19 protein-coding genes are annotated in these 21956 nt (G+C 71.6%); 10 read left to right on the top strand and 9 right to left on the bottom strand.

The genetic code is table 11. From position 1 onward, the window contains the following. Positions 1-35: 35 nt before the first annotated feature. The 3 genes from EU555_RS08775 to EU555_RS08765 form a co-directional block, all read right to left on the bottom strand. Complete coding sequence (locus tag EU555_RS08775) at positions 36-1058, bottom strand: UDP-glucuronic acid decarboxylase family protein (protein ID WP_135414285.1); 1023 nt, start codon at positions 1056-1058, stop codon at positions 36-38. 150 nt (positions 1059-1208) lie between these two features. After that, positions 1209-2309, bottom strand: a complete 1101-nt coding sequence (locus EU555_RS08770; RefSeq protein WP_135414284.1) for a CgeB family protein — start codon at positions 2307-2309, stop codon at positions 1209-1211. Beyond that, positions 2306-3403: a CgeB family protein gene (locus tag EU555_RS08765; protein ID WP_135414283.1), complete on the bottom strand. Its 1098-nt coding sequence runs from the start codon at positions 3401-3403 to the stop codon at positions 2306-2308. The genes EU555_RS08770 and EU555_RS08765 overlap by 4 nt, the downstream gene beginning before the upstream one ends. 170 nt (positions 3404-3573) lie before the next feature. Here EU555_RS08765 and EU555_RS08760 point away from each other — a divergent pair, with 170 nt between their 5' ends. The 4 genes from EU555_RS08760 to EU555_RS08745 all read left to right on the top strand — a co-directional run bounded on the left by EU555_RS08760 (position 3574) and on the right by EU555_RS08745 (position 9226). Further along, positions 3574-5514, top strand: coding sequence for an SDR family NAD(P)-dependent oxidoreductase (locus tag EU555_RS08760; RefSeq protein ID WP_135414282.1), 1941 nt, complete (start codon positions 3574-3576; stop codon positions 5512-5514). A 399-nt stretch (positions 5515-5913) separates the two neighbouring features. Then, positions 5914-7152, top strand: a complete 1239-nt coding sequence (locus EU555_RS08755) for a tyrosinase family protein (RefSeq protein WP_205820844.1) — start codon at positions 5914-5916, stop codon at positions 7150-7152. Positions 7153-7246: 94 nt separating this feature from the next. After that, a complete protein-coding gene (locus tag EU555_RS08750) occupies positions 7247-8197 on the top strand; it encodes a hypothetical protein (protein ID WP_135414281.1) in 951 nt (316 codons plus the stop codon). Positions 8198-8209: 12 nt separating this feature from the next. Next, entirely contained in the window at positions 8210-9226 is a 1017-nt protein-coding gene (locus EU555_RS08745; RefSeq protein ID WP_135414280.1) for an SCO family protein, read from the top strand. Positions 9227-9462: 236 nt separating this feature from the next. On the opposite strand, the gene EU555_RS08740 is transcribed toward EU555_RS08745, so the two are convergent. The 3 genes from EU555_RS08740 to EU555_RS08730 are packed head-to-tail and all read right to left on the bottom strand — an operon-like array spanning position 9463 to position 13095. Beyond that, complete coding sequence (locus tag EU555_RS08740) at positions 9463-10362, bottom strand: glycosyltransferase family 2 protein (RefSeq protein ID WP_135414279.1); 900 nt, start codon at positions 10360-10362, stop codon at positions 9463-9465. Between the two features lie 55 nt (positions 10363-10417). Further along, entirely contained in the window at positions 10418-12265 is a 1848-nt protein-coding gene (locus EU555_RS08735) for an alpha/beta fold hydrolase (protein WP_135414278.1), read from the bottom strand. 17 nt (positions 12266-12282) lie between these two features. Beyond that, a complete protein-coding gene (locus EU555_RS08730) occupies positions 12283-13095 on the bottom strand; it encodes a WecB/TagA/CpsF family glycosyltransferase (RefSeq protein WP_135414277.1) in 813 nt (270 codons plus the stop codon). Between the two features lie 357 nt (positions 13096-13452). Here EU555_RS08730 and EU555_RS08725 point away from each other — a divergent pair, with 357 nt between their 5' ends. The 6 genes from EU555_RS08725 (at position 13453) to EU555_RS08700 (ending at position 20467) form a co-directional block, all read left to right on the top strand. Beyond that, the gene (locus tag EU555_RS08725) at positions 13453-14811 is read left to right on the top strand and encodes a lipopolysaccharide biosynthesis protein (protein WP_135414276.1); all 1359 of its coding nucleotides are present in this window, start codon (positions 13453-13455) and stop codon (positions 14809-14811) included. A gap of 1 nt (position 14812) precedes the next feature. Continuing rightward, the gene (locus EU555_RS08720) at positions 14813-15841 is read left to right on the top strand and encodes a glycoside hydrolase family 5 protein (protein WP_135414275.1); all 1029 of its coding nucleotides are present in this window, start codon (positions 14813-14815) and stop codon (positions 15839-15841) included. A 7-nt stretch (positions 15842-15848) separates the two neighbouring features. Further along, positions 15849-17003 (top strand): glycosyltransferase family 4 protein, encoded by a 1155-nt coding sequence (locus EU555_RS08715; RefSeq protein WP_135414274.1) that lies wholly within the window; start codon positions 15849-15851, stop codon positions 17001-17003. A gap of 373 nt (positions 17004-17376) precedes the next feature. Next, positions 17377-17574 carry a hypothetical protein gene (locus EU555_RS08710; RefSeq protein ID WP_135414273.1) on the top strand — a complete coding sequence of 66 codons (198 nt, stop codon included), beginning with the start codon at positions 17377-17379 and terminating at the stop codon, positions 17572-17574. A gap of 4 nt (positions 17575-17578) precedes the next feature. Continuing rightward, the gene (locus tag EU555_RS08705; protein ID WP_135414272.1) at positions 17579-18049 is read left to right on the top strand and encodes a YaiI/YqxD family protein; all 471 of its coding nucleotides are present in this window, start codon (positions 17579-17581) and stop codon (positions 18047-18049) included. 84 nt (positions 18050-18133) lie between these two features. Then, the gene (locus tag EU555_RS08700) at positions 18134-20467 is read left to right on the top strand and encodes an FdhF/YdeP family oxidoreductase (RefSeq protein WP_135414271.1); all 2334 of its coding nucleotides are present in this window, start codon (positions 18134-18136) and stop codon (positions 20465-20467) included. A 440-nt stretch (positions 20468-20907) separates the two neighbouring features. Here the strand turns inward: EU555_RS08700 and EU555_RS08695 are convergent, their stop codons facing one another. The 3 genes from EU555_RS08695 to EU555_RS08685 all read right to left on the bottom strand — a co-directional run bounded on the left by EU555_RS08695 (position 20908) and on the right by EU555_RS08685 (position 21897). Further along, a complete protein-coding gene (locus EU555_RS08695; protein ID WP_135414270.1) occupies positions 20908-21372 on the bottom strand; it encodes an MgtC/SapB family protein in 465 nt (154 codons plus the stop codon). Between the two features lie 12 nt (positions 21373-21384). Further along, on the bottom strand, positions 21385-21612 hold the full coding sequence (locus EU555_RS08690) for a DUF551 domain-containing protein (RefSeq protein ID WP_135414269.1): 228 nt from the start codon (positions 21610-21612) through the stop codon (positions 21385-21387). Positions 21613-21675: 63 nt separating this feature from the next. Beyond that, a complete protein-coding gene (locus EU555_RS08685; RefSeq protein WP_135414268.1) occupies positions 21676-21897 on the bottom strand; it encodes a hypothetical protein in 222 nt (73 codons plus the stop codon). Positions 21898-21956 lie beyond the last annotated feature (59 nt).

The raw sequence follows: 21956 nt of genomic DNA, 5'->3' as shown, positions 1-21956 counted from the left end.
AGTGCCGGGCGGCCCTGCAACGCGGGGCCGGCGCCTCAGGCCACCGCCGCCGGCGCGGTCACCGCCTGCAGGCTTGCCCGCGGGCCGTCCTCGGCCTCGTCGGAGAACCACGTCACCGTGGCGCGCAGGCCCTGCTCCAGGGGCACGCGCGGGGCCCAGCCCAGGATCTCGCCGGCGCGGGTGATGTCGGGCCGGCGCCGGCGCGGGTCGTCGACCGGCAGCGGGTGGTGGACCACCGCCGAAGGAGAGCCGGTCATGGCGACCACGCGGTCCACCAGGTCCGACACGGTCAGCTCGACCGGGTTGCCGAGATTGACCGCGCCGATGTCGCGGGCCGGCGTCTCGTGCTCCATCAGGCGCCAGAGGCCGTCGATCAGGTCGTCGACGTAGCAGAACGAGCGGGTCTGCGACCCGTCGCCGTAGACCGTGATGTCGTCGCCGGCGAGCGCCTGGCAGATCACGTTCGAGACCACCCGCCCGTCATCGGCCCGCATCCGCGGCCCGTAGGTGTTGAAGATCCGCGCCACCCGCACCGCCGCCCGGCCGGCCCGGGCGTAATCGGCGCAGAGCGTCTCGGCCGCCCTCTTGCCCTCGTCGTAGCAGGCGCGCGGGCCCGTCGGGTTCACGTGGCCCCAGTAGCCCTCCTGCTGCGGATGCATCTCCGGGTCGCCGTAGATCTCGGAGGTCGAGGCCTGGAGCAGGCGCGCGCCCGATTCCTCGGCGGCCAGAAGCAGGTGGCGGGTGCCGAGCACGCTGGTCAGCAGCGTGTGCTCCGGGTCGGCCTGGTAATGCGGCGGCGAGGCCGGGCAGGCGAGGTTGTAGATCCGGGCGAAGCGCTGGCGCCGCAGGCGCGCGGGCAGGGGCTGGACGACGTCGTGGGTGACGACGTCGAAGCGCGGCTCGCGCTCGAGGTGGCGCAGGTTGCGCCGCCGGCCGGTGCCGAAATGATCGAGGCAGACGACCTCGTGGCCTTCCGCGAGCAAGCGATCGCACAGGTGAGACCCCAGGAACCCCGCCCCGCCGGCGACCAGGACGAGCGTGCTCTCGCGGTGTCTCATGCGGTCGATCCTCTTCTCGGCTCGGCTGGTCGGGACGGACCCTCCCAGGGCGCCGGTCCGGCACCTCACGAATCCGGGATCTTTGTTCCCGGTCGCACCCGCACACAACGCGGCGCGCCGCCCCTCGTTGCGATACAGGGTGTAAGTATTTTAGGGTGCGGCACGGGCGCCGCCAGCCCCTGCCTCCCGCAGGGAGATTTCGAGCTCCGCCGCCCGGCAGGCGGCGGTATGGCGGGCGAGCACCCGGTCGCGCGCCGCGTCCGCCAGCGCCGTCCGCGCGGCTTCGTCGCGGCCGGTCAGGATAGCCAGGACCGCGTCGGGCCCGTCCGCCACCAGGATCTCGCGGCCGGGCGCGAGCACGGTGTCGAGCCCGTTCCAGGCATCGGAGATCAGCGGCGTGCCGCAGGCGGCGGCCTCGAACAGGCGCACGCTCGGGCTGTAGCCGGCCGCGATCATGTCGGCCCGGGTCACGTTCAGGGTGTAGCGGCTGGCGGCGTAGAAGGCCGGGTGGTCGCCTGGCCCGACATGGTCGAGGCGCGCGACGTTCTCCGGCCAGTCGATCCCGTCCGGGTATTGCGGCCCGGCGACCGCGAAGCTGAGGTGCGGCGCCCGGCGGGCGGGCTCGATCAGCAGCCGCTCCAGGGTCGGCTGCCGGTCGGGGCTGTAGGTGCCGAGATAGCTCAGGTCGTAGCGGAGCGGTCCTCCCCGGGGCGCGTAATGCTCGGGGTCGACCGAGCAGTAGAGCGCCCGGGCCATCGGGGCGCCGTGCTCGCGCTCGAGCCGCGCCAGGGTCGGGCCGCCGGTGAAGGACAGGTAGAGGTCGTAAGACCGGATCAGGTCCGGCGTCAGGTACTCGTGGTCGGCGCGGGCGAGCTTGGCGAGCGTCACCGGCGTGTCGATGTCGTAGAAGGCCGCGACGGCGCCCGCCCGGTGCGCGGCCCGGATCGCCATCTTGCCGACCGCGACCCCGTCCGGCACGTAGGAGCCGACCATCACGGCATCGGCCGCGCGCACCCGCGGCATCAGGTCGGCGAGTTCGGCGAGGTCGCGGTAGAGCACGAGGTCGCAATAGCCGGGTTCCGCGAGGTCGCGGTGGGCGGCGTACCAGGGCACGTCGCGCTCCAGGAACGTCACCCGGTGGCCTCTGCCTGCGAAGGCCCGGAGCAGCGCCCGGTAGGTGGTGGCGTGGCCGTTGCCCCAGGACGAGGACAGGCTGAGGCCGATCACCACGAGATCGAGGGGCCGGCTCACGCGGGTGCCCCGACGCGCCGCGCAGACAGCGCCCGGCGCAGGAGCGCGTCGACCTCGGCGCCGCGCCGCGCATAGGTGTGCTGGCTGAGGATGCGCCGGCGCGCGGCTTCGCCGATGGCGCGGGCCCGCGCCTCGGTGAGCGCCTCGACATGGGCGGCGACGTCGCGCCCGTCGCGGGCGACCAGCACCTCCTCGCCGTCCGTCAGGAACATCTCGAGGCCGGTCCAGGCGTCGGTGATCAGGCAGGCGCCGGCGCCGGCGGCTTCGAACACCCGGGTCGCGGGCGACCAGCCGGTGGCGGCCATCGAGTCGCGGGCGATGTTCAGCACGGCCCGCGGCGAGGTGTTGAAGGCGTTGTGGTCCGCCGTCGGCACGTGGCCGATCCGGCGCACGTTGTCGGGAAGTGACCGCCACTCCCAGCCGTTGCCGCCGATGAGGAAGCGCCGCTTCGGCAGGCTTGCGGCAGGTTGCAGGAAGAATTCCTCCACCCGCGCCTCCCGGTCCGGCAGGCGGTTGCCCAGGAAGGCGAGGTCGGCGGAAAAGCGCTCCTGCGCCGGCACCGGGTGGTGGGTGTCGGGATCGAGGGCGTTGTAGATCGGCACGCAATCCCTGGCCCCGAAGCCCCGGTAGGCCGCCACCACCGGCGGCCCGCCGCCATAGGTGAGGACGAGGTCCAGGTCCGGCAGGGCCCGGCGCAACGGGTGGTCGGGCGACGCGCCGATCTCGGCGAGGGTGGCCGGCGCATCGACGTCCCAGAACAGCCGCACCGCGTCCGGCCGGGCGGCCTTCGCCAGCCCTTCGAGCAGCAGGTCGTCGAAGACCCCGACGCCGGAGGCCTTCACCACCACGTCGGCCCGCGCCGCCTCGGCGATCACGCCCCGTGCCGCCGCCTCGGTGGCGGGATAGACGACCACCTCGGCCCAGTCCGGCGGGTCGATGTCCCGGTGCTGCTGGCGCTCGAAGGCGTCGGGCTCGTAGAAGGTGGTCCGCCAGCCCCGGCCGGCGAGGTCGCGGATCAGGCCGCGATAGTAGGTGGCGGCGCCGTTCCAGTAGGCGGAGAGCAGGCTGGAGCCGTAGAAGGCGAGGCTGGGCATGCGGCGCGGGGAACTCCCTCTCGGGCACCGCGCACCCGCGATGCTCCCTGACTGTATGCCCAGATGGCGGAGCGCCGCCATTTGGCAAATCCTCGGGCCGCGGCAAAGGCGCGGAAACCGCCCCGCGTTGACACCGCGGGGGCCCCGGCCGATACCGCGGCCGGCTCCCGATGCGCAGACAGATCCTCAAGACCGCGACGATCATCGCCCACGACCTCGTGGCGACGGCCCTCGCCGTGCTCCTCACCTTCGTCATCCGCTTCGACGGGCCGCTGCTCGCCGAGCGGGTCGCCCACCTGCCGGTGCTGCTGCCGCCCTTCGTGGCCTGCGCCGGCCTGGTCTACCGCGCCTTCGGGCTCTACCGGACCAAGTGGCGCTTCGCCTCGCTGCCGGACCTCGCCAACATCGTGCGCGCGGTGGCGGTCCTCACGCTGCTGCTGCTGGTGCTCGATTACGTGCTGGTCTCGCCGGTGCTGTTCGGCATCTATTTCTTCGGCAAGATCGCCATCGGGCTGTACTTCGTCCTGCAGGTCTTCCTGCTCGGCGGGCCGCGGCTCGCGTTCCGCTACCTGAAGTACAGCCGCTCGCGCCAGAGCGCGGCGCGCGCCGCCAGCACGCCGACGCTGCTCGTCGGCCGCGGCCACGACATCGAGGTGGTGCTCCGCGCGATCGAGTCGGGCGCCGTGCGCAAGCTCGACCCGAAGGGCATCCTCTCGCCCCGGGCCGAGGAGCAGGGGCAGACGATGCGCGGCGTGCCGGTGCTCGGCGCCGTCTCCGACCTGGAGGAGGTGGTGGCCGGGCTGGCGGCCCGCGGCGTGCCGATCCGCCGCCTCGTCGCGACCCCGAGCGCCCTCGCCCCCGAGGCCGAGCCCGAGGCGCTGATCGCGCGGGCGCGCCGCCTCGGCCTGCCGCTGGCCCGGGTGACGAGCTTAGGGGATGCCGGCCGCGGGGCGGAACTGGCCCCGATCGAGATCGAGGACCTGCTCCTGCGCCCGACCGTCGCCATCGACCGGCCGCGGCTCGAGCACTTCCTCACCGGACAGCGGGTCGTCGTCACGGGCGGCGGCGGCTCGATCGGCTCCGAGATCTGCGCCCGCGCCGTCGCCTTCGGGGCGAGCGCCGTCCTGGTGCTGGAGAGCTCCGAGCCCGCCCTGCACGGCGTCCTGACCCGCCCGGGCCTGACCGGCCCCGAGGTGAGCGGCGTCATCGCCGACATCCGCGACCGCGACCGGCTGTTCCGGGTGCTCAAGGAGTTCCGGCCCGACTACGTCTTCCACGCCGCCGCGCTCAAGCAGGTGCCCTACCTCGAGCGCGACTGGAGCGAGGGCATCAAGACCAACGTCTTCGGCTCGGTCAACGTCGCGGACGCGACGCTGGCGGCAGGCGCCCGGGCCCTGGTGATGATCTCCACCGACAAGGCGATCGAGCCAGTCTCGCAGCTTGGCGTCACCAAGCGCTTCGCCGAGATGTACGCCCAGGCCCTCGATGCCGGGCGAACGCCCGACGAGACCCGCCTCGTCGCGGTGCGCTTCGGCAACGTGCTGGGGTCGGTCGGCTCGGTGGTGCCGGTGTTCAAGGCGCAGATCGCCCGCGGCGGGCCGGTGACGCTCACGCACCCCGACATGGTGCGCTACTTCATGACCGTGCGCGAGGCGGCGGATCTGGTGCTCACCGCCGCCTCCCACGCCGACCGCGAGGCCCGCGCCCCGGGGGCCGGCGACCAGCGTGCCGCCGTCTACGTGCTCAAGATGGGCCAGCCGGTGCGGATCCGCGACCTCGCCGAGCGGATGATCCGGCTCGCCGGCTTCGAGCCCGGCGAGGACATCGACGTGGTGGTGACGGGTGCCCGCCCGGGCGAGCGCCTGAACGAGATCCTGTTTGCCCGCGACGAGCCGATGGTGAACCTGGAGGGCATCGACGGCGTCATGGCGGCGAAACCCGTCTTCGCCGATCGCGCCCAGCTTCAGGCCTGGCTCGACCGGCTCGCCGCCGCCGTGGCGGCGGACGACCGGGCGGCGGCGGATGCGGTGTTCGGCGAGGCGATCCCGGACTTCCTGCTGCGGGGTGACGGTGCGGCGGTGAGAGCGCCGGCGCTCACACGCGCGGGATAAGGACCAGGACCCCCGGCCCTTCGACCGTCCCGGGCGAGCGGTTGTGCTGCGCCATGGACCCCGCTGCGTCGCCCGTCGGAGACCGGGGGCCGTATCGTCCCGCGGCGCGACCGGGCGAGGGTCAAGCTCGCCGCAGAGGATCGCGCGCGGGCCGCGATGCGGCCCGGGGCACCGTGGAGCCAAGGTCTCGGACGAAGCCAATCCTGTGGGCCCGCGCTTGATCTTCTCCACCGCATCCTGCAGTTTAGCAGCCTGTCCAGTTCGGCCCGGTCATCGACTGAGGATACAAACAAGGCGGCTCGACCGACGCTGTTGCCGCATGGACCCTGTGTGAGTCGCCATTTCAGCGCCGGCAGGTTGTTCTCATCGAGCTTGGCGTTCAGAAAGCAGGGGGCAGCTGTGAATGTCGCGATCGCCTTCCCACGTTACGACCCGCAAGGCAGAACCTTCGTGACATGGCGGCCGGTCGAGGTGATGCTCAAACTTGTCGCGCCATCTCCTGGTCCGGCTTCGGTCAATGTGACCGTATCCGCGAAGACACTTGCGTCAGGTGGTAGCCTGCTCTTCGCCGATCACCTCACGCATGCCGGTTCACCCACGATCGACGTGACGCTGCCGGGGAATGGACAAGAGGTTGCGATCTGGGTCGGCGGCGCGTTCCCGACCGCCAGCAGCCGCTACGGCGATGTCTCGCTGGTCGTTCGCGACAAGGCATCCGGCCTGACCCTCGGGACGCAGGACCTGATGGTGCGCATCCGCAAGGATGCGAACACGCTGTCCGTCGCCGAGCGGGACCGTTTTCTGGCAGCGCTCGCGACACTCAACGGCGCCGGCACCGGGCGGTACAATGATTTCCGCGACATGCACGTGGGCGGGCCGCCCGATACGGAAGCGCATGGCGGGCCGGGGTTTCTGCCGTGGCACCGATCCTACCTGCTCGATTTCGAGCGCGAACTCCAGGCGATCGATCCGGAAGTGACGCTGCCTTACTGGCGCTTCGACCGGGCTGCCCCCAACGTCTTCACCCGTGCTTTCATGGGGGTTGCCAATGCGCTGAACCAGGTTCAGTTCGCGGCGGGCAATCCGCTGACGGGATGGGTCGCGTCCGGCTTACCCGGCATCGACCGGGGGCGTGGCATCGGCCCCTCCACCGTTCCTTCCGTGCTCGGCGAGAAGCAAACGCTGGCGCTGGGCGGCACGGCGACGCCCAGTTTCGGGAGCTTTCGCACGATGCAGGGCAACCCGCACGGACGCGCGCACATGAGTCATGTCGCCGGCTGGATCACGAACCCGACCACGGCACCGCGCGACCCGATCTTCTTTCTGCTGCACTGCAACGTCGATCGCCTCTGGGCGAAATGGCAGTGGGCGACCAAGATCCACGATCCGGCGAAGCCGGCCTCCTTCGCGGCAGGAACGTTCCCTCCCGGCCACAATCTCCCGGATGCCCTGTGGCCCTGGTGCGGTCCCCTCGCGCCGCCGCGTCCCACGACCGCCCCGGGCGGCGGCCTCGCCCAATCGCCGATGACGGACGCGCCGCCGGCGAGTCCCAAGGTCCGGGAGATGATCGACTATCTCGGAACCAGGACGCCAGCCCACCACGCCTTCGCCTATGACGACGTTCCGTTTCAGATCTAGAGCATCCGCCCGATCGCGCCGCCATCGGACGCTGCTCTAGGGTGTTGAGTATTCGGCATTGTCCGTGACGGATCGATGTCCGCTTCGTCCGACAATGCCCCAGGCCCGGAGCCGCCAGATGGCTATCGAAGACACGGTTGATATCGAAGAGCTCCGCAAGCAATACCTGTCCGAGGTCGAGGTCGAGGCCGCGGCGGCGAGCAGCCCGGCCGTCGCGCCCGCGGCGCTCGAGAGCCATGCCATGGCGGCGCAGCACGAACCGGAAGCGGTCCGCGACATGGTCACCGCGCTGCCGCTCGACGAGGAGGCCTACGAGGCGAGCGTTCGGACGTTGCTCGACATCCTCGGGAACGACGCGCTCGATCCGGCACCCCGGCTCTCGGCGCTCAACACACTCGGTGCCGCCGAATTCCAGCCTGCAGCGTTCGCGCCCTTCCACGCCGAGTTCATCGAACTCCTGCGGCGCCTCGCGCTCCATCGCAGCAAGGACATCCGCACGGCGGCCCTCGAGCGCCTGACGCTGACCAACGATCCGGAGGCGCAACGCCTGCTTCGCGAGGGGCTCGAGAAGATCCGCAGGCCGCTCGTCACCGCGGCCAAGGCGGTTCAACTCCTGGCGCGGGACGATCACGGAAGCGCCATCCCGCTCTTCCGGAGGCTCGCCGCCAATGCCACCGGCCAGGTCCGCGAGCAGGCGCTCCGCGCGCTCGCCGTGGATCCCAAATCGATCCCGTTATTCGAGGAGATCGCCGCCAACAAGCAAGAGAGGACGCAGCTTCGCCAGATCGCGGCGGTCAACCTCAAGAATACATCGGCCTCCCGCTTCGCGAAGCTCGCCAGGGACCTGGTGCTCGATGAGCAGGAGGTCGACAAGCTGCGGGCGGTCGCCGTATCGGCGATCGCTCACACCAGCGACGTTGCCGCGAGGCTGAAATCCCCGGCCTTCACCGAGTCGGTCCTGGCGCTCGGGGCATCGACGGGATCGCGTGCCCTCAAGGCCTCGGTCGCTCGGCTGTCGAAGACGCTCGGTGACACCAAGGCCTGAGGAGGGGTGCCGATGCCACGCAGCATCGACGACGTGATCGGACAGATCCGGACGATCCCGAGGAGCCGCGCGGGCGACCGGCGCCTGGCCTCGATGCTGCACCAGAACGCCCCGCTTTTCCGGGGCCTCTCGGCCGGTGACGCCGACCGGGTTCGGGGGCACGTGCTGGCCTCCCTCGAGAGCCGCCTCCTGGACGAAGATGCGGTCCACGCCGTCAAGGAGGAGCTTCGCACGAGCTTCAGTCCGGTCGTCCTGGCCGGGGCCGCCCGTGCGGTCCGCGACCTCGTCCGCGTCGACGCCGAGATCCGGGACCTGCTCGCCGCCGCATCGGCCCGCATCGCGGCACGCGACGAGTTCGTCCGTCTGGACGCGTCGGAATGCTGCCCGGATCGGGCGCCACGGACGGCCCGGGACGAGATCGCGTCCGCGCTGGCCCTTCAGGCCATCCTGGAGAACCCGCCCGGTCGCTGCTGCGGCGCGGCCAGCCGCGAGGAGCCGGATCGCGGGAGACGTGCCTTCTCCCTCTGTCGGAATCGTCTCGGCGGCATCGTCGTCGAGGACCAGTCCGAGCGGCAGGGCACGCTGCTCGATCTCGTCCAGGGCCGGACGAGCCTGGTCGCGTTCTTCTACACGCGGTGCATGAATCCGGCGAAATGCTCGCTGACGATCTCCCGTCTGGCAGGGCTTGCCCGCCTCGCTTCGGAGCGGGCCACCACCGCGGAAATCGGGGTTTTCGCGATCAGCTACGATCCCGATTTCGACACGGCCTCACGCCTCAGGGCGTTCGGACAGGATCGCGGCTTTCCCTTCGGCGAGACGGCACGTCTCCTGCGATGCACCACCGGCTGGGAGAAAGTTCGCCGTGCCTTCGACCTTCAGGTCGGCTACTCGGCGGCAACCGTCAACGCGCATGCACGCGAGCTGTTCATGCTGTCTGATCGCTTGCAGGCGGTCGAGGTCGCTTGCGAGCGCCTGGCCGACGTCGAACGCCTCCTCGCCGACGTCACCGAGACGGCGAAAGGCGCGTGATACGAGATCCGGACGATCACTTCCGGACCTCGTATCACGCGCCCGCGGCGGTGGAGCCGTCGGCTCCACACGGTTGAGCGAAGCCGGTTTCCGCATAGCGAAAGCGATCTCGCAGGGATCGCCCGAAGCAATCGATCGGGAACCGTATGACAAGCCTCGCTGGCGCCCGCACCGCCCTCGCCCTGACGCGGCGGAGGGGCCGGCCACCGTCGTGCGGCGTGAACCGGAATCCGGTCCTACTCCCCGGCCACGACCGCACCCGGCCGCGCCGCGCAATACCCCGCCACCGTCCCGATCGCCCACAGCGCCTTGTCGAGCGCCGTGCCGGCATCCCGGCGCAGGAGCGCGCGGCCGCCGCTCGCGGTGAAGCGGGCGAGGCGGAAGCCGAGATAGACGAGGCCGTAGCGGTGCAGCCGCAGCACCCGGCCGAAGCCGCGGGCGTAGTCGGCGGCGCGCCTGTGGCGGTTGGCGTCGAGGCCGACCTGGTCGTGGTGGACGACAAGGCCGTGGCGAAACAGGATCCCCCTCCCCTGCCCCAGGAGGCGCAGCAGGAAGTCGGTCTCTTCGCCGGAGCGGAACGGCGTCGGGGCGCCGACCCCGAGGGTCTCGTCGAAGCCGCCGACCGCGCGGGCGGCGGCGCGGCGAACGAACAGGGCGTTCGAGTTGCCGGCAAACCACACGTTGCGCCGGTCGACCGGCTGATCGGCGGCGAGGAACGCGCCGAGCGACTCGACGCCCGCGCCGTCGAGGGTGCGGCCGGTGACGGCATCGGCCTCCGGATGGCGCGAAAACAGCCGCACCACCTCCGCCGTCAGACCGGCCGGGTACCAGCAATCGTCGTCCGGGAAGGCGATCAGGTCGCCGCGGCAGCGGGCAAGGCCCACGTTGCGGGCCCGCGACAGCCCGGGCGCCGAGCGGACGTGGTCGATCGCCAGGCGGTCGCGGTAGCGCGCGACGACCGGCGCGAGCACGCCCGGCGCGTTCTGGTCGACGAGCACCACCTCGAAGTCGCGGCAGGTCTGCGCCGCGAGCGAGTCGAACAGCCGCTCGAGCGGGGCCGAGCGCCCCTTGGTGCAGACGAGGAGCGACAGGACCGGCGGCGGAGGGGCGGAGGGCGTGTCGGGCTCAAGGCTCATCGTCGGGTCGCCGCGCTCGGGAAGAACAGGGGTCGGGGGTAGGGGCCGGGACAGGTCAGCCGCTCCGGGACAGCCGCAGCGTCAGGCCGCCCGGGTGCGGAGCCGGCCGCGGCGCCGCCGGCTCGGGGGCGGCGCCCGGCCGGTTGTCCCGGCCGGTCTCGCGCACCACCCGTTCGAGGATCGCGAAGACCCGGTCCTGGTCGGCGGGCCGGCTCAGGTTGTGGTCGGTCCCGTGCAGGATCTGGACCGGGTAGCCGAGGCGGCGGGCGATCCGCGCCTCCGAGCCGCCGAAATGCGCCGCGACGGTCGGGATGCCGAGGTCGTCGGCGCTGTAGACCATGCAGATCCGGGCGCCGCGCCGGCGTAAGGCGGCCACCCGGTCGACGACGCCGCCGCCCAGCGTCCGCCACGGCATCCGGGCCGTCCAGCGGTCGAGGCGGGCGGCGGCGTCGCGCAGGAGCGCGCGGGCGATGCGGTCGAGTCCGATCTCGCCGCTGAGGATCCGGCGCCAGAACCGGCCCTGCCGGGCGCGCGCCATGTAGCCCTGGCTGTGCCGGAAGGTGTCCCGCACCATGGTCTCGACGTCGGTGCCGGGCTTCAGGTCGAAGCAGTACAGGTTGAGCAGGACGGCGGCGCGCAGGCGTGAATCGCGGCTGAGGGCCTGGAACGCCTGGTAGGCGCCGCTGCAATTGCCCAGGACGACGCCGGGCGTGTGCCGAAGGGCGTCGAGATGGTCGATGGCCGCGGTGACGTCGGCGACGGAATCCGCCGCGTAGAGCGGGAGCGAGCCGTCCGGCCGCTCGGCGCTGTCGCCGATGCCGCGCAGGTCGAAGCGGAACGAGGCGATGCCGGCTCCGGCGAGCCGCCGGGCGAGCCGCGTCGTCTGCCGGCCGTGCCCGGCCCGCGGGTTGCGCCCGGAATTGACCACCAGCACGGTGTCGCCGCTCCATTCCGCGGCCGGCCGGCACAGGATGCCGACGAGGCCGGGGCCGAAGCGCGTGACCTCCTCGCGCCACTCCGCATCCTCGAGGCGGCAGGCCGGCAAGGCCGGGGCGGCGACGCTTGTGGCCGGCGGTGCCTCCGCCACGGCGAAGTCGCGCACCAGCGCGAAGGTCTGGTCGGGCGTGCGGGAGAAGAGCGGGTCGGAGACGAGCTGCGTCAGGTCCGGGAAGGGACCGGTCTCGACCGCGCTCCCGAGCGCCCGGTAGCGCTCCGCCAGGGCCTCGACCTTGGGCCCGAGCATCAGGATCCGCGGCGCAGGCGCGCGCATCGAGGCCATCAGGTCGAGCCGGCCGAGGTCGGCGAGAGTCCGCGGGCCGAGGAGGAAGCTGCCGACCATGAGCGCGTCGGGCTCCTGCGGCATCGGCGTGCGGTCGGGCATCACGTCGAGGAGGCGGGCTTGCATCGCCATCTCGCGCCGATAGGCCTTGCCGGTGGCGAAGGGGGCGAGCAGCACCAGCCGGTCGACGCCCTCCGCCGCCAGGGCCGCGAGGGTGCCGCCGAGGCGAAGCCCGACGACGACGATCTCCTCCGCCCCCGCCCGCTCGCGCAGGAAGGCGATGCCGGCCCGGATCGCCGTGAGCGCGGCCGGGATCTCTCCCTCCTGCGGGTCGCGGGAATCGCCCTGGCCCGGATAGTCGAAGCGCAGGGTCGGGCAGCCGGAGGCCGCCATCAGGGCGGCGAGCTCGCGCCAGGAGCGGTAGGCGCACCCCTGCTCGAACCCGAAGGTGCCGCAGAGCAGCACGCCCCGCCGGCGCGACCCGGCGGTGAACCAGCCGAACGCGTCGCCGAGCGCGACCGGAACCGGCTCCGCCGCAGCGGGGCGGGTTCCCGCCGCGTGAGGCAGGCTCGCGAGGGGTCCGGCGCCTGCAAGCGGCGCGTCGTGAATGCCGTCGGTCAGCATCTGCGCGATTCCTTCCCTCACCGGGCGTCCGCCGCGCGGATCGGGCGGCTCCGCGCGAGGCTCGCCAGCCGCAGGCGAAGGATCATGACGGCGAAGGCCACGATATCGACGGTGTAGCGGCGCCCGAGGCGGCGCGGCTCGCGCAGGAGACGGAACAGCCATTCGAGACGCACCAGGCGGAACGCCACGGGTGCCCGGATCGCGGCGCCGGCGGTGTAGTCGAGGAGCGCGCCGATCCCCATCAGCAGGCGCGCGTCGATCCGGTGCGCGTTCTCGGCGATGAACATCTCCTGGGCCGGGTTGCCGAGGGCGACCAGCAGGATGTCGGGCGAGGCGGCGTTGATCTCGGCGATGACCGCGCCGGTCTCCTCGGCCGAGAAGTAGCCGTGCCGGACGCCGACGACCCGGTGCTGGGGGGTGAGCAGCGCGATGTTCCGCGCCGCCGCCGCGGCGATGCCGGGCTTGGCGCCGAGGAGATAGAGCGTGCGCGGCGCGGTCTCGGCGGAGAGGAAGGCCGGGACGAGGTCGGTGCCGTTGAGGTTCTGGCGGAAGAAGCGGCCGCGGAACAGGCCCGAGCACAGATCGATGCCGATGCCGTCGCTGACGAGAAGGAGCCCGCGCAGGGCCGCCGCGTAGGCCGGCATGCACAGGGCCTTCAGCAGCATGTTGGCGTTGCAGAAGCCGAGGCACAGCTGCGTGCGCCGCTCCAGGGCGTCGCGCAGGCGCCCGAACAGCTCGTCGCGGGTGAGGTCGCTGACGCAGACGCCCTCGAGCTCGAGCCGGTCGACGCTCGCAGCTCCGGACGCCGTATCGATGGCGCGGTCAGGCATGGCACGATTCCGAGAGGAGGGGATGATCCGTGTCGAGGCAAGACCATCACCGGGATCGATGAAGAAGTACTGGTGCGTAGCACCTCGCGCACAGTGAATGCGCTCACACCCGCCAGAGATGCAGCCTTAATTCGGCGCAGGGTTAACGCCGGGTTGGGCCGATGCCGGCAAGATCGTATCGCGCTCGTGACGAATGCTTCAGCTTGTCGTCTTGGATCATCGGCCGCGATGATTTTGCGGCGATCGCTGGAAGGCGGGCGGTCGCGTTAAAGTCCCGATAGGGGATGGCTGCTACCCGGGGACGGAGAGGCGGGCTCGGGGCGCGGACTCTTTTCTCATCGAGGGGCGACGCACACGATGCTGACACTCGTCGCGCGGCTTCGCCGGTCGGCCCGCACGCAGCAATTCGCCTCGGCCTTCGTGGCCCGGATCGCGAGCGCGGTGCTCGGCTTCGTGCTGCTGCTGGTCGCGAGCCGGCTCCTCACCACCTACGAGTACGGCGTCTACGTCTTCCTGTTCTCGCTCGGCAGCGGGCTCGGGCTGATCGCGGTGTTCGGCCAGCAGAACCTGGTGCTCAAGCACTATCGGGCGCAGGCCGGCACCTGGCCGCTCAACGACGCGCTGGTGCGCTACAACCTCGGCTGGCTCGCGGTGGCGATCGCCGTGATGCTGGGCGTGAGCGCGCTGGTGTTCTTCGCCGAGGAGTCCCTGCCCGACCCCTATCACCGGCTCCACCTCGCCTGTGCCTTCGCGGCGGTGTTTGCGCTCTCCGAGTACCTGCAGAGCTACTTCCGCGTCCACGGCCGGATCTGGCTCGCGCTGCTGCCCCGGGAGGTGGTCTGGCGCGGTGCCTGCTCGGTGCTGCTCTGGGGCGCCTCGATCCTCGGCCTGCTTCAGGGCGCGACCGCCGCGATGGAGATCGTGCTCGGGCTCCTGCTCCTGGTGACGCTCTACCAGATCCGCCACCTCGCCGGGCACCACGGCTGGGACGCCTGGCGCGGCGGCTTCGGCCATCCGGAAAAAGCGCCGGGCTGGCGCGGCGAGAGCCTGCTGTTCACGGCCAACAACGTCATGGTGGCGGTGACCGCCTATCTCGAGACCGTGATCGTCGGGGCGCTGCTCGGCATGGAGCAGGCCGCATTCTACTTCGTGGCCCTGCGCTACGCGACGCTCGTCAACCTGCCGAGCGCGGCGATCGACACCGTCAGCATGCCGATGATCGCGAGCCACTTCCAGGCTCGCGACCGCGCTGGCGCGCAACGCCTGGTCGGCCGCCTGTCCCTGGCGAGCTTCGCGATCTCGTCGGCCGGAGCGGTGGTGATGGCGGTGGGTGCGCCCTACGCGCTGGCCCTGTTCAAGCCGGATTTCGCTGCCCATACCGGCGTGCTGATGGTGCTCAGCCTGTCCTCGGTCGTCACGGCGTTCTTCGGGCCCGGCGCCTCGCTGCTGACGATCGGCGGCGGCGAGCGCTATATCCTGCTCAGCAACGCGGCTTTGTTCTCGATCTACGCGGTCCTGCTCTGCCTCGTGGCGGTGCCCTTCGGCATCCTCGGCGTCGCGGTGGCGAACGTGGCCTGGACGATCGTCATCAACCTGGTCCTGGCGCGCTGGGTGCGCCGGAACTGGGACGTCGACAGCCGGGCGACCGCGTTCTTCACCCGCCGCGCCTGGGGAATGGCGCCGGCCGGCCACGCCGCGCCCCAGGCGGCGGAGTGACATGCGCCGCCTTCTCGCCGCCCTCGCCTCCCTGGCGCTCGCCGTCTCCCCGGCCGCGGCCGCGCCCCGCCCGGCAGCGCCGCCCTGCCTGCGCGGCGTCAACCTCAGCGGGGCCGAGTTCGGCACCGTGCCGGGGCGCTACGGCTTCGACTACCTCTACCCGTCCGCCCAGACGATCGGCCGGTTCGCGGCCCTCGGCCTCACGGCGATGCGGCTGCCGATCCGCTGGGAGCGCCTTCAGCCGAGCCTGCGCGGGCCCCTCGACCCGGACGAGCTCGCCCGCCTCGAGGCCGCGGTGTCGGCCGCGACCCGCAGCGGGATGCGCACGGTGATCGACCTGCACAACTACGCCTATTACGGCCAGGCGCGCATCGACAGCGCGACGGTGACACCGGCGGCCTTCGCCGATGTCTGGCGGCGCCTGGCGCGGCACTTCCGGGGCGACGCCTCGGTGGTGTTCGGGCTGATGAACGAGCCGCACGACATCCCGGCGAAGGCCTGGCTCGAGGCCTCCAACGCCGCCATCGCGGCGATCCGGGCGGCGGGGGCCCGGCAACTGGTGCTGGTGCCGGGCTCCGGCTGGACCGGGGCGCATAGCTGGACCGCCGACCTGCCGACCGGGAACAACGCCGCGATCATGCTCGGCACGGTCGATCCGGGCAAGAACGTCGCCTTCGAGGTCCACCAGTACCTCGATTCCGACTATTCCGGCACCAAGGGCGAGTGCAGCCGGGGCGCCGACGCCCTGGCGGCGATGGAGCGGCTCACCGGCTGGCTGGCGCGGAACGGCCAGCGCGCGTTCCTCGGCGAGGTCGGGGCCTCGGCGCAGGCGGGCTGCCCGGAGCGCCTGCGCGCGGTGCTGATGCACGCCAACGCCAATCCGCGGCAATGGGTCGGCTGGACCGCCTGGGCCGCCGGCGAGCTGTGGCCGCCGACCTATCACCTGAAGCTCGACCCCGCCGGGGCCAATGCCGCGGTCGTGGCGGCGGTCCAGGCCGCGGCCCGGGCCGCACCTGCCTGCGAGCGTTGAGACGACCATGATCCCTCCCGTCGCGCCCCGCTCGATCCTGCACGTGGTCCGCCAGTTCCTGCCCAATCGCGGCGGGCTCGAGGATTTCGTCGCCAACCTCGCCCGCGAGCAGGCCCGGCTCGGCCACCGCGTCCGGGTGCTGACCCTCGACCGGCTCTTCTCGCAGCCGGAGATGCGGCTTCCCACGCGGGAGCGTCTGGAGGGGATCGACATCGACCGCATCCCGTTCGTCGGCTCGCACCGCTACCCCGTCGCGCCCTCGGTGTTCCGGCACCTGGGCGACGCCGACATCGTCCACGTCCACGCCATCGACTTCTTCTTCGACGCCTTCGCGCTGGCGAAACCCCTGCACCGCCGGCCGATGGTGGCGACGACCCATGGCGGCTTCTTCCACACGACTGCGCATTCGCGCCTGAAGAAGCTCTGGTTCGAGGGCCCGACGCGGCTCAGCCTGCGCGGCTACGAGGCGGTCGTCGCCTGCAGCGAGAGCGACGCCCGGCTGTTCGACAGCATCGCACCGGACGGGGTCGCGGTGATCCAGAACGGCGTCGATCTCGAGAAGTTCGCCGGCGCCGCGTCGCCCACGCCACGCCGCGCCCTCCTGACGATCGGCCGCTTCGCCCACAACAAGCGCCTCGACCGCCTGCTCGCGGCGATGCGGACCCTGAAGGCGGACGGGGCCGACTGGCGCCTGCGGATCGTCGGGGTGCCCTCCGACGTCACCGCCGAGGCGCTCACCGCCGACATCGACCGGATGGGCCTCACCGGCGCGGTCACGCTCCATGCCGGCCTCGACGTGCCGGCGGTCCGCGACCTGATCGGGCAGTCGAGCCTGTTCGTCTCGGCCTCGCAGTATGAGGGCTTCGGCATCGCGCTGATCGAGGCGCTGAGCGCCGGCCTCGTCCCGGTGGCCCATCCGAACGACGCCTTCACTTGGCTCGCCAAGCGCCACCCCTTGATCGCGCTGTGCGATTTCGCCGATGCCGAGGCGGCCGCCGGGGCGATCCGCGGCGCCTACGACCGCCTGGCGCGCGGCGAGGTCGCGCGGGGCGCGGAGGACCTGTCCGACTATCGCTGGTCGAGCGTCGCGGCCCGCTACGTCGCGGTCTACGAGGCGGCGCTGGCGGGGGCCGGGCATGGATTGGCGGCGAGGGCGGCCTGACGGGGTCACAGGCGAGGATTCCAGTATCGCCCTCCCCCCCTCGGTGCAGGGCTGTCCGCGGAAAGAAGCGCGCGCGGCCCCTCTCCCAAACGGGAAGGGGTCCCGCGCTTGACTCTAAAAGGCATTTCCCCGGACAGCCCTGCGCCGAGGGCGGAGGGTGCCCCTCCGTCGCGCGCCTTGCCCATCAACACCTCGTTAACCCTCATCCGCGACCCTGGCCGGGCCGCACCGGGTCGCGCCGGGTGGCGAGGGCGGCGGTCCGGCCAGAAAGCCCCCATCCACCGGGCCGGGCCGCCGCGCTCCCCTCCCCTCCCCCGGGTGCTCGCCGCGGCGCACGGGATCGTGCGATAAGGCGCGACCTTCCGGAACAAGGATGACCATGCACCTCGTCGTGACCGCGCACACCGCCAACGGCCCGCTCTCGCACCAGCGGACCTCGCCGGAGGATGCCCTGGAGAAGGCGCAGGAACTCGAGGCCGAGGGCCACGACCACGTCGTGATCACCGACATCACCGGCCGGGACTATGCGCCGCCGGAATTCGACAGCCTGTTCCTCAACCCCGGCACCTGATCCGATGCAGGGCCCGCTCACCATCTACGTCGACGCCGATGCCTGCCCGGTCAAGGACGAGGTCTATCGTGTCGCCGGGCGCCACGGCGTCCACGTCGTGGTGGTGGCGAATGCCTTCCTGAACGTGCCGCGCGAGCCGTGGATCGAGCGCGTGGTCGTCTCCGACAGGCTCGACGCCGCCGACGACTGGATCGCCGAGCGGGCCGGCCCGCAGGCGATCGTGGTCACCGCCGATGTGCCGCTGGCGAGCCGCTGCGTGAAGGCCGGCGCCAGCGTGCTGGCCCCCAACGGCAAGGCCTTCACGGACTCGTCGATCGGCATGGCGCTCGCCACCCGCGACCTGATGCAGTCCCTGCGCGAGGCGGGCGCGGTGACGGGGGGGCCGAAGCCGTTTTCCCCGAAGGACCGCTCCGCCTTCCTGGGCGCCCTCGACCGGGCGGTGGTGCGGCTGCGGCGCCACGCCTCCGGCGCCTGAGCCGGGGCAGCGCGAACTTCCCTACTCCCTGCGGGTTCCTTCCCGGCGGCGGCCGTCACCCGCCTGCCGTACGGGAGAGCCAGCATGTCGGTCGAGGAGAACACGGTCCATTATGACAGCCCGGCCGGCGGTTGGGGCTCGGTGCGCGGCATCGCCGAGGTGTTCGGCAAGGAATGGGCGACGCCCCTCGCCACCGAGACCCTGTTTCGCCAGAACAAGCCGAAAGGCTTCATGTGCGTCTCGTGCTCCTGGGCGAAGCCGGCGAACTACCATCCCTTCGAGTTCTGCGAGAACGGCGCCAAGGCGACCCTGTGGGAGCTGACGACGCGGCGCTGCACGCCGGACTTCTTCGGCAAGCACACGCTCACCGAATTGCGCGGCTGGAGCGACTACGAACTCGAGCAGCAGGGCCGCCTGACCCACCCGATGCGCTTCGACCGCGCCAGCGACCGCTACGTCCCGTGCGGCTGGGACGAGGCGTTTCGCGAGATCGGCTCCGAACTGCGCCGGCTCGATCCGAAATCGGTGGTGTTCTACTCGTCGGGCCGCGCCAGCCTCGAGACCTCGTACCTCTACGCCCTGTTCGCCCGGCTCTACGGCAACAACAACCTGCCCGATTCCTCCAACATGTGCCACGAGACGACCTCGGTGGCCTTGAAGAAGGTGATCGGCGCCAGCGTCGGCACGGTGGTGTTCGACGACCTCTCGACATGCGACGCGATGTTCTTCTTCGGCCAGAACACCGGCACCAACTCGCCGCGCTTCCTGCACCCGCTGCAGGAGGCCTCGAAGCGGGGGGTGAGGATCATCACCTTCAACCCCGTGCGCGAGCGCGGCCTCGAGAGCTTCACCAACCCGCAGAGCCCGGTCGAGATGCTGACCGGCAAGGCGACGCCGATCAGCACCCAGTACCACCAGGTCCGGCCCGGCGGCGACATCGCGGTGATGCTCGGCCTGTGCAAGCACGTCTTTGCCGCCGACGACGCGGCGAAGGCGCGCGGTGAGCGCGTCCTCGACGTCGACTTCATCGCCCAGCACACGACCGGTCTTGAGGCCTTCGAGGCGCGTGTCCGGGCGACGTCCTGGGAGGAGATCGAGCGCGAATCCGGCATCTCCCGCGCCGACATCGAGGCGGCCGGGCAGGTCTATGTCGAGGCCGAGCGGGTTTGCGCCTTCTACGGCATGGGGCTGACGCAGCACGTGCACGGCTTCGAGAACGTCGCGATGGTGGTCAACCTCTTGCTGCTCAAGGGCAATATCGGGCGCGACGGCACCGGCGTGTCGCCGGTGCGCGGTCACTCCAACGTCCAGGGCCAGCGCACCGTCGGCATCTCGGAGAAGCCGGAGCTGGTGCCCCTCGACCGGCTGGCTGAGCAGTTCGGCTTCGATCCGCCGCGGGAGAAGGGCGTCAACACGGTCGAGGCCTGCGAGGGGATCCTCTCGGGCGAGATCCGCAGCTTCATCGGGCTTGGCGGCAACTTCGTGCGGGCGATCCCCGACCAGGACCGGATGGAGAAGGCCTGGACCGGCATGCGCCTGACCGTGCAGGTCGCGACCAAGCTCAACCGCTCGCACCTCGTCAACGGCGAGATCGCCTACCTCCTGCCCTGCCTCGGCCGCACCGAGGAGGACCGGCAGGCAAGCGGGCCGCAGGCGGTGAGCATCGAGGACACGTTCAGCTGCATCTACGGCTCGCTCGGCCGCCGCACCCCGGCGAGCGACTTCCTGAAGTCCGAGGTCGCCATCGTGGCCGGAATGGCCAAGGCGACGCTGGCGCCGAACCCGAAGGCTCCTTGGGACGCCTGGACCGGCGATTACGGCCTGATCCGCGACGCGATCGCCAGGACCTACCGGGAGGAGTTCCACGACTTCAACGACCGGCTCTGGATCCCGGGTGGCTTCTACCGCGGCAACTCGGCCCGCGAGCGGATCTGGAAGACCGAGAGCGGCAAGGCCGAGTTCACCGCGCCCGAGGTGCTGTCGGCCACCGGCTTCTCCGACGAGCCCGGCCGCTACCGGCTGATCACCATGCGGTCGAACGACCAGTTCAACACCACGATCTACGGCTACAGCGACCGCCTGCGCGGGATCGAGGGCACCCGCGACGTGCTCCTGATGAATCCGGACGAAATCCGCCGGGCCGGCCTCAGCGACGGCCAGGTCGTCTCCCTCGTGAGCGACGCCGGCGACGGGATCACCCGCGAGGTGACCGGGCTCACGGTGACGCCCTTCTCGCTGCCCGACGGGTGCCTCGGGGCCTACTACCCCGAGATGAATCCCCTGATGGCCCTGTCGCACCACGACATACAATCCGGGACGCCGGCGGCGAAATCGGTGCCGGTGCGGATCCGGCCGGAGGCCGGCGGCCCGAAGCGGGACCGGCGCGAGCCGACCGGGCACTCGGCGCACCCGATCTGACGGGGTGCCAGCCCCCTCCCCTGCCCGGTCCGCCGTCCGGCAGGATCGGATCGCGGGCCTCCGACGCTCGCGCTCCGGCCCCGCCTGCTTCATCCCCGTCGCGGGGATGAAGTCCCCTCCCGGCTCCTCCGCGAGAGGAGAAACCCGCACGCGAATCGGCGAACGGGAGACCACTCCCCTCCCCCGGGAGGCCACTGGACTGCGCACGAAAATGCCAGATGCCCGCAGATGACGCACAATTGTGCTTGTCTGGAGGCGAATCGCCGGCTACGACTGTGATCACAGACACGAACGAGGCCGCCCTCGAGAGCGGCCCGAAGTCTGGGGAGGAAAGCCCTCGAAGAGGGCGAGCACCGCCGCGACGCCATCGCGGCGGTGCTTTCCGTTTATGTCCCGGCCGCGGCGGGTGGTGCAACCCGGCCGAAAGGGCAAGGCGTCCCTCACTCCTCCGCCGAACCTGACAGGCCGAGGCGATCGAGCAGCCGCAGCACGACCAGGATCGTCAGGCCGAACCCCATCGCGACGGCGAGCAGGGTGAACTGCGCCGCTCCCGCGACGATGCCGACGGAGGCCGAGAACCAGATGCTGGCCGCTGTCGTGAGGTTCTTCACGTTGCGCCGAGCGACGAAGATCGTACCGGCCGCGATGAATCCGATCGCCTGCGCCAGTCCCTGGATCACCCGCAGCGGGTCGGCTGTCCCGCCCTCCCGGCGCACCACCGCGTAGAGGCTGAGCGCCGAGGTGGTGATCAGGCCTGCGCTCAGGGCGACGAGGGCGTGGGTGCGCAGGCCCGCATCCTTGCCGCGCCACTCGCGCTCGAGGCCGAGCACCAGGCCGCACAGGGTCGCGGCGCCGAGCCGCCAGATGATGTCCCCGAGGGTGAAGGCCGTGGCGTCGGGCAGCATCGGTCCCCCGCGTCAGGCCTCCCTCCGCCCCGGCTGCGGCGGCTCCGGGAACGGCGTCCAGTGGGTGAAGGCGTCCGGCGCGTAGCCGTAATCCGTGGTGGCGACGTGCCAGGGTCGGTCGTCGCCGGCCCGCCCTGGATCCCAGCGGATCACGGCCCGCCGGTCCGGCTCGTCCCGGTGGATGGCGATGATCCAGCGGCCATCCTGCGGGGCGCGGTCGATGGGCCTCCAGTCGGTCATCGGATGCTCCGCGGCGCATGCTTCGCGATGGATCAACGCGCGGCGCGAGCGGCCGTTCGCGCCTTAGCGCCGGGCGTTGCCGCGCACCAGGCGCTCGCCCGCCTCGCATTCGCGCAGGTAGGTCTCCCGGCCGTCGCCGGTGATGCCGGTCTGGTCGGCCTTGGCTTCGCAGACCTGGCGTGCGTCCGCCGGAGCCGGATCGGGCGCGGTCTGGGCCATGACGGCAGTGGGTGTCAGGACAGCGCTTTGCGCCAGGATGGCGAGGATCGAAAGAGCGATACGCATGCGGGCCTCGGAGGCGGGCGGGACTGCCTGTCCGGAGATAGGTCCCGCCCGGCTCTCCG

The organism is Methylobacterium nonmethylotrophicum (assembly GCF_004745635.1).
Taxonomy (GTDB): domain Bacteria; phylum Pseudomonadota; class Alphaproteobacteria; order Rhizobiales; family Beijerinckiaceae; genus Methylobacterium; species Methylobacterium nonmethylotrophicum.
The sequence above is the reverse complement of the archived record's forward strand: the minus strand, read 5'-3'. Positions and strand labels throughout refer to the sequence as shown.

What these genes read in the sequence shown, in the direction of transcription:
- EU555_RS08775 (WP_135414285.1), bottom strand. Translation starts at nt 1,058, where the DNA reads ATGAGACACCGCGAGAGCACGCTCGTCCTGGTCGCCGGCGGGGCGGGG.
- EU555_RS08765 (WP_135414283.1), bottom strand. Translation starts at nt 3,403, where the DNA reads ATGCCCAGCCTCGCCTTCTACGGCTCCAGCCTGCTCTCCGCCTACTGG.
- EU555_RS08760 (WP_135414282.1), top strand. Translation starts at nt 3,574, where the DNA reads ATGCGCAGACAGATCCTCAAGACCGCGACGATCATCGCCCACGACCTC.
- EU555_RS08750 (WP_135414281.1), top strand. Translation starts at nt 7,247, where the DNA reads ATGCCCCAGGCCCGGAGCCGCCAGATGGCTATCGAAGACACGGTTGAT.
- EU555_RS08745 (WP_135414280.1), top strand. Translation starts at nt 8,210, where the DNA reads ATGCCACGCAGCATCGACGACGTGATCGGACAGATCCGGACGATCCCG.
- EU555_RS08740 (WP_135414279.1), bottom strand. Translation starts at nt 10,362, where the DNA reads ATGAGCCTTGAGCCCGACACGCCCTCCGCCCCTCCGCCGCCGGTCCTG.
- EU555_RS08735 (WP_135414278.1), bottom strand. Translation starts at nt 12,265, where the DNA reads ATGCTGACCGACGGCATTCACGACGCGCCGCTTGCAGGCGCCGGACCC.
- EU555_RS08730 (WP_135414277.1), bottom strand. Translation starts at nt 13,095, where the DNA reads ATGCCTGACCGCGCCATCGATACGGCGTCCGGAGCTGCGAGCGTCGAC.
- EU555_RS08725 (WP_135414276.1), top strand. Translation starts at nt 13,453, where the DNA reads ATGCTGACACTCGTCGCGCGGCTTCGCCGGTCGGCCCGCACGCAGCAA.
- EU555_RS08720 (WP_135414275.1), top strand. Translation starts at nt 14,813, where the DNA reads ATGCGCCGCCTTCTCGCCGCCCTCGCCTCCCTGGCGCTCGCCGTCTCC.
- EU555_RS08715 (WP_135414274.1), top strand. Translation starts at nt 15,849, where the DNA reads ATGATCCCTCCCGTCGCGCCCCGCTCGATCCTGCACGTGGTCCGCCAG.
- EU555_RS08710 (WP_135414273.1), top strand. Translation starts at nt 17,377, where the DNA reads ATGACCATGCACCTCGTCGTGACCGCGCACACCGCCAACGGCCCGCTC.
- EU555_RS08705 (WP_135414272.1), top strand. Translation starts at nt 17,579, where the DNA reads ATGCAGGGCCCGCTCACCATCTACGTCGACGCCGATGCCTGCCCGGTC.
- EU555_RS08700 (WP_135414271.1), top strand. Translation starts at nt 18,134, where the DNA reads ATGTCGGTCGAGGAGAACACGGTCCATTATGACAGCCCGGCCGGCGGT.
- EU555_RS08695 (WP_135414270.1), bottom strand. Translation starts at nt 21,372, where the DNA reads ATGCTGCCCGACGCCACGGCCTTCACCCTCGGGGACATCATCTGGCGG.
- EU555_RS08690 (WP_135414269.1), bottom strand. Translation starts at nt 21,612, where the DNA reads ATGACCGACTGGAGGCCCATCGACCGCGCCCCGCAGGATGGCCGCTGG.
- EU555_RS08685 (WP_135414268.1), bottom strand. Translation starts at nt 21,897, where the DNA reads ATGCGTATCGCTCTTTCGATCCTCGCCATCCTGGCGCAAAGCGCTGTC.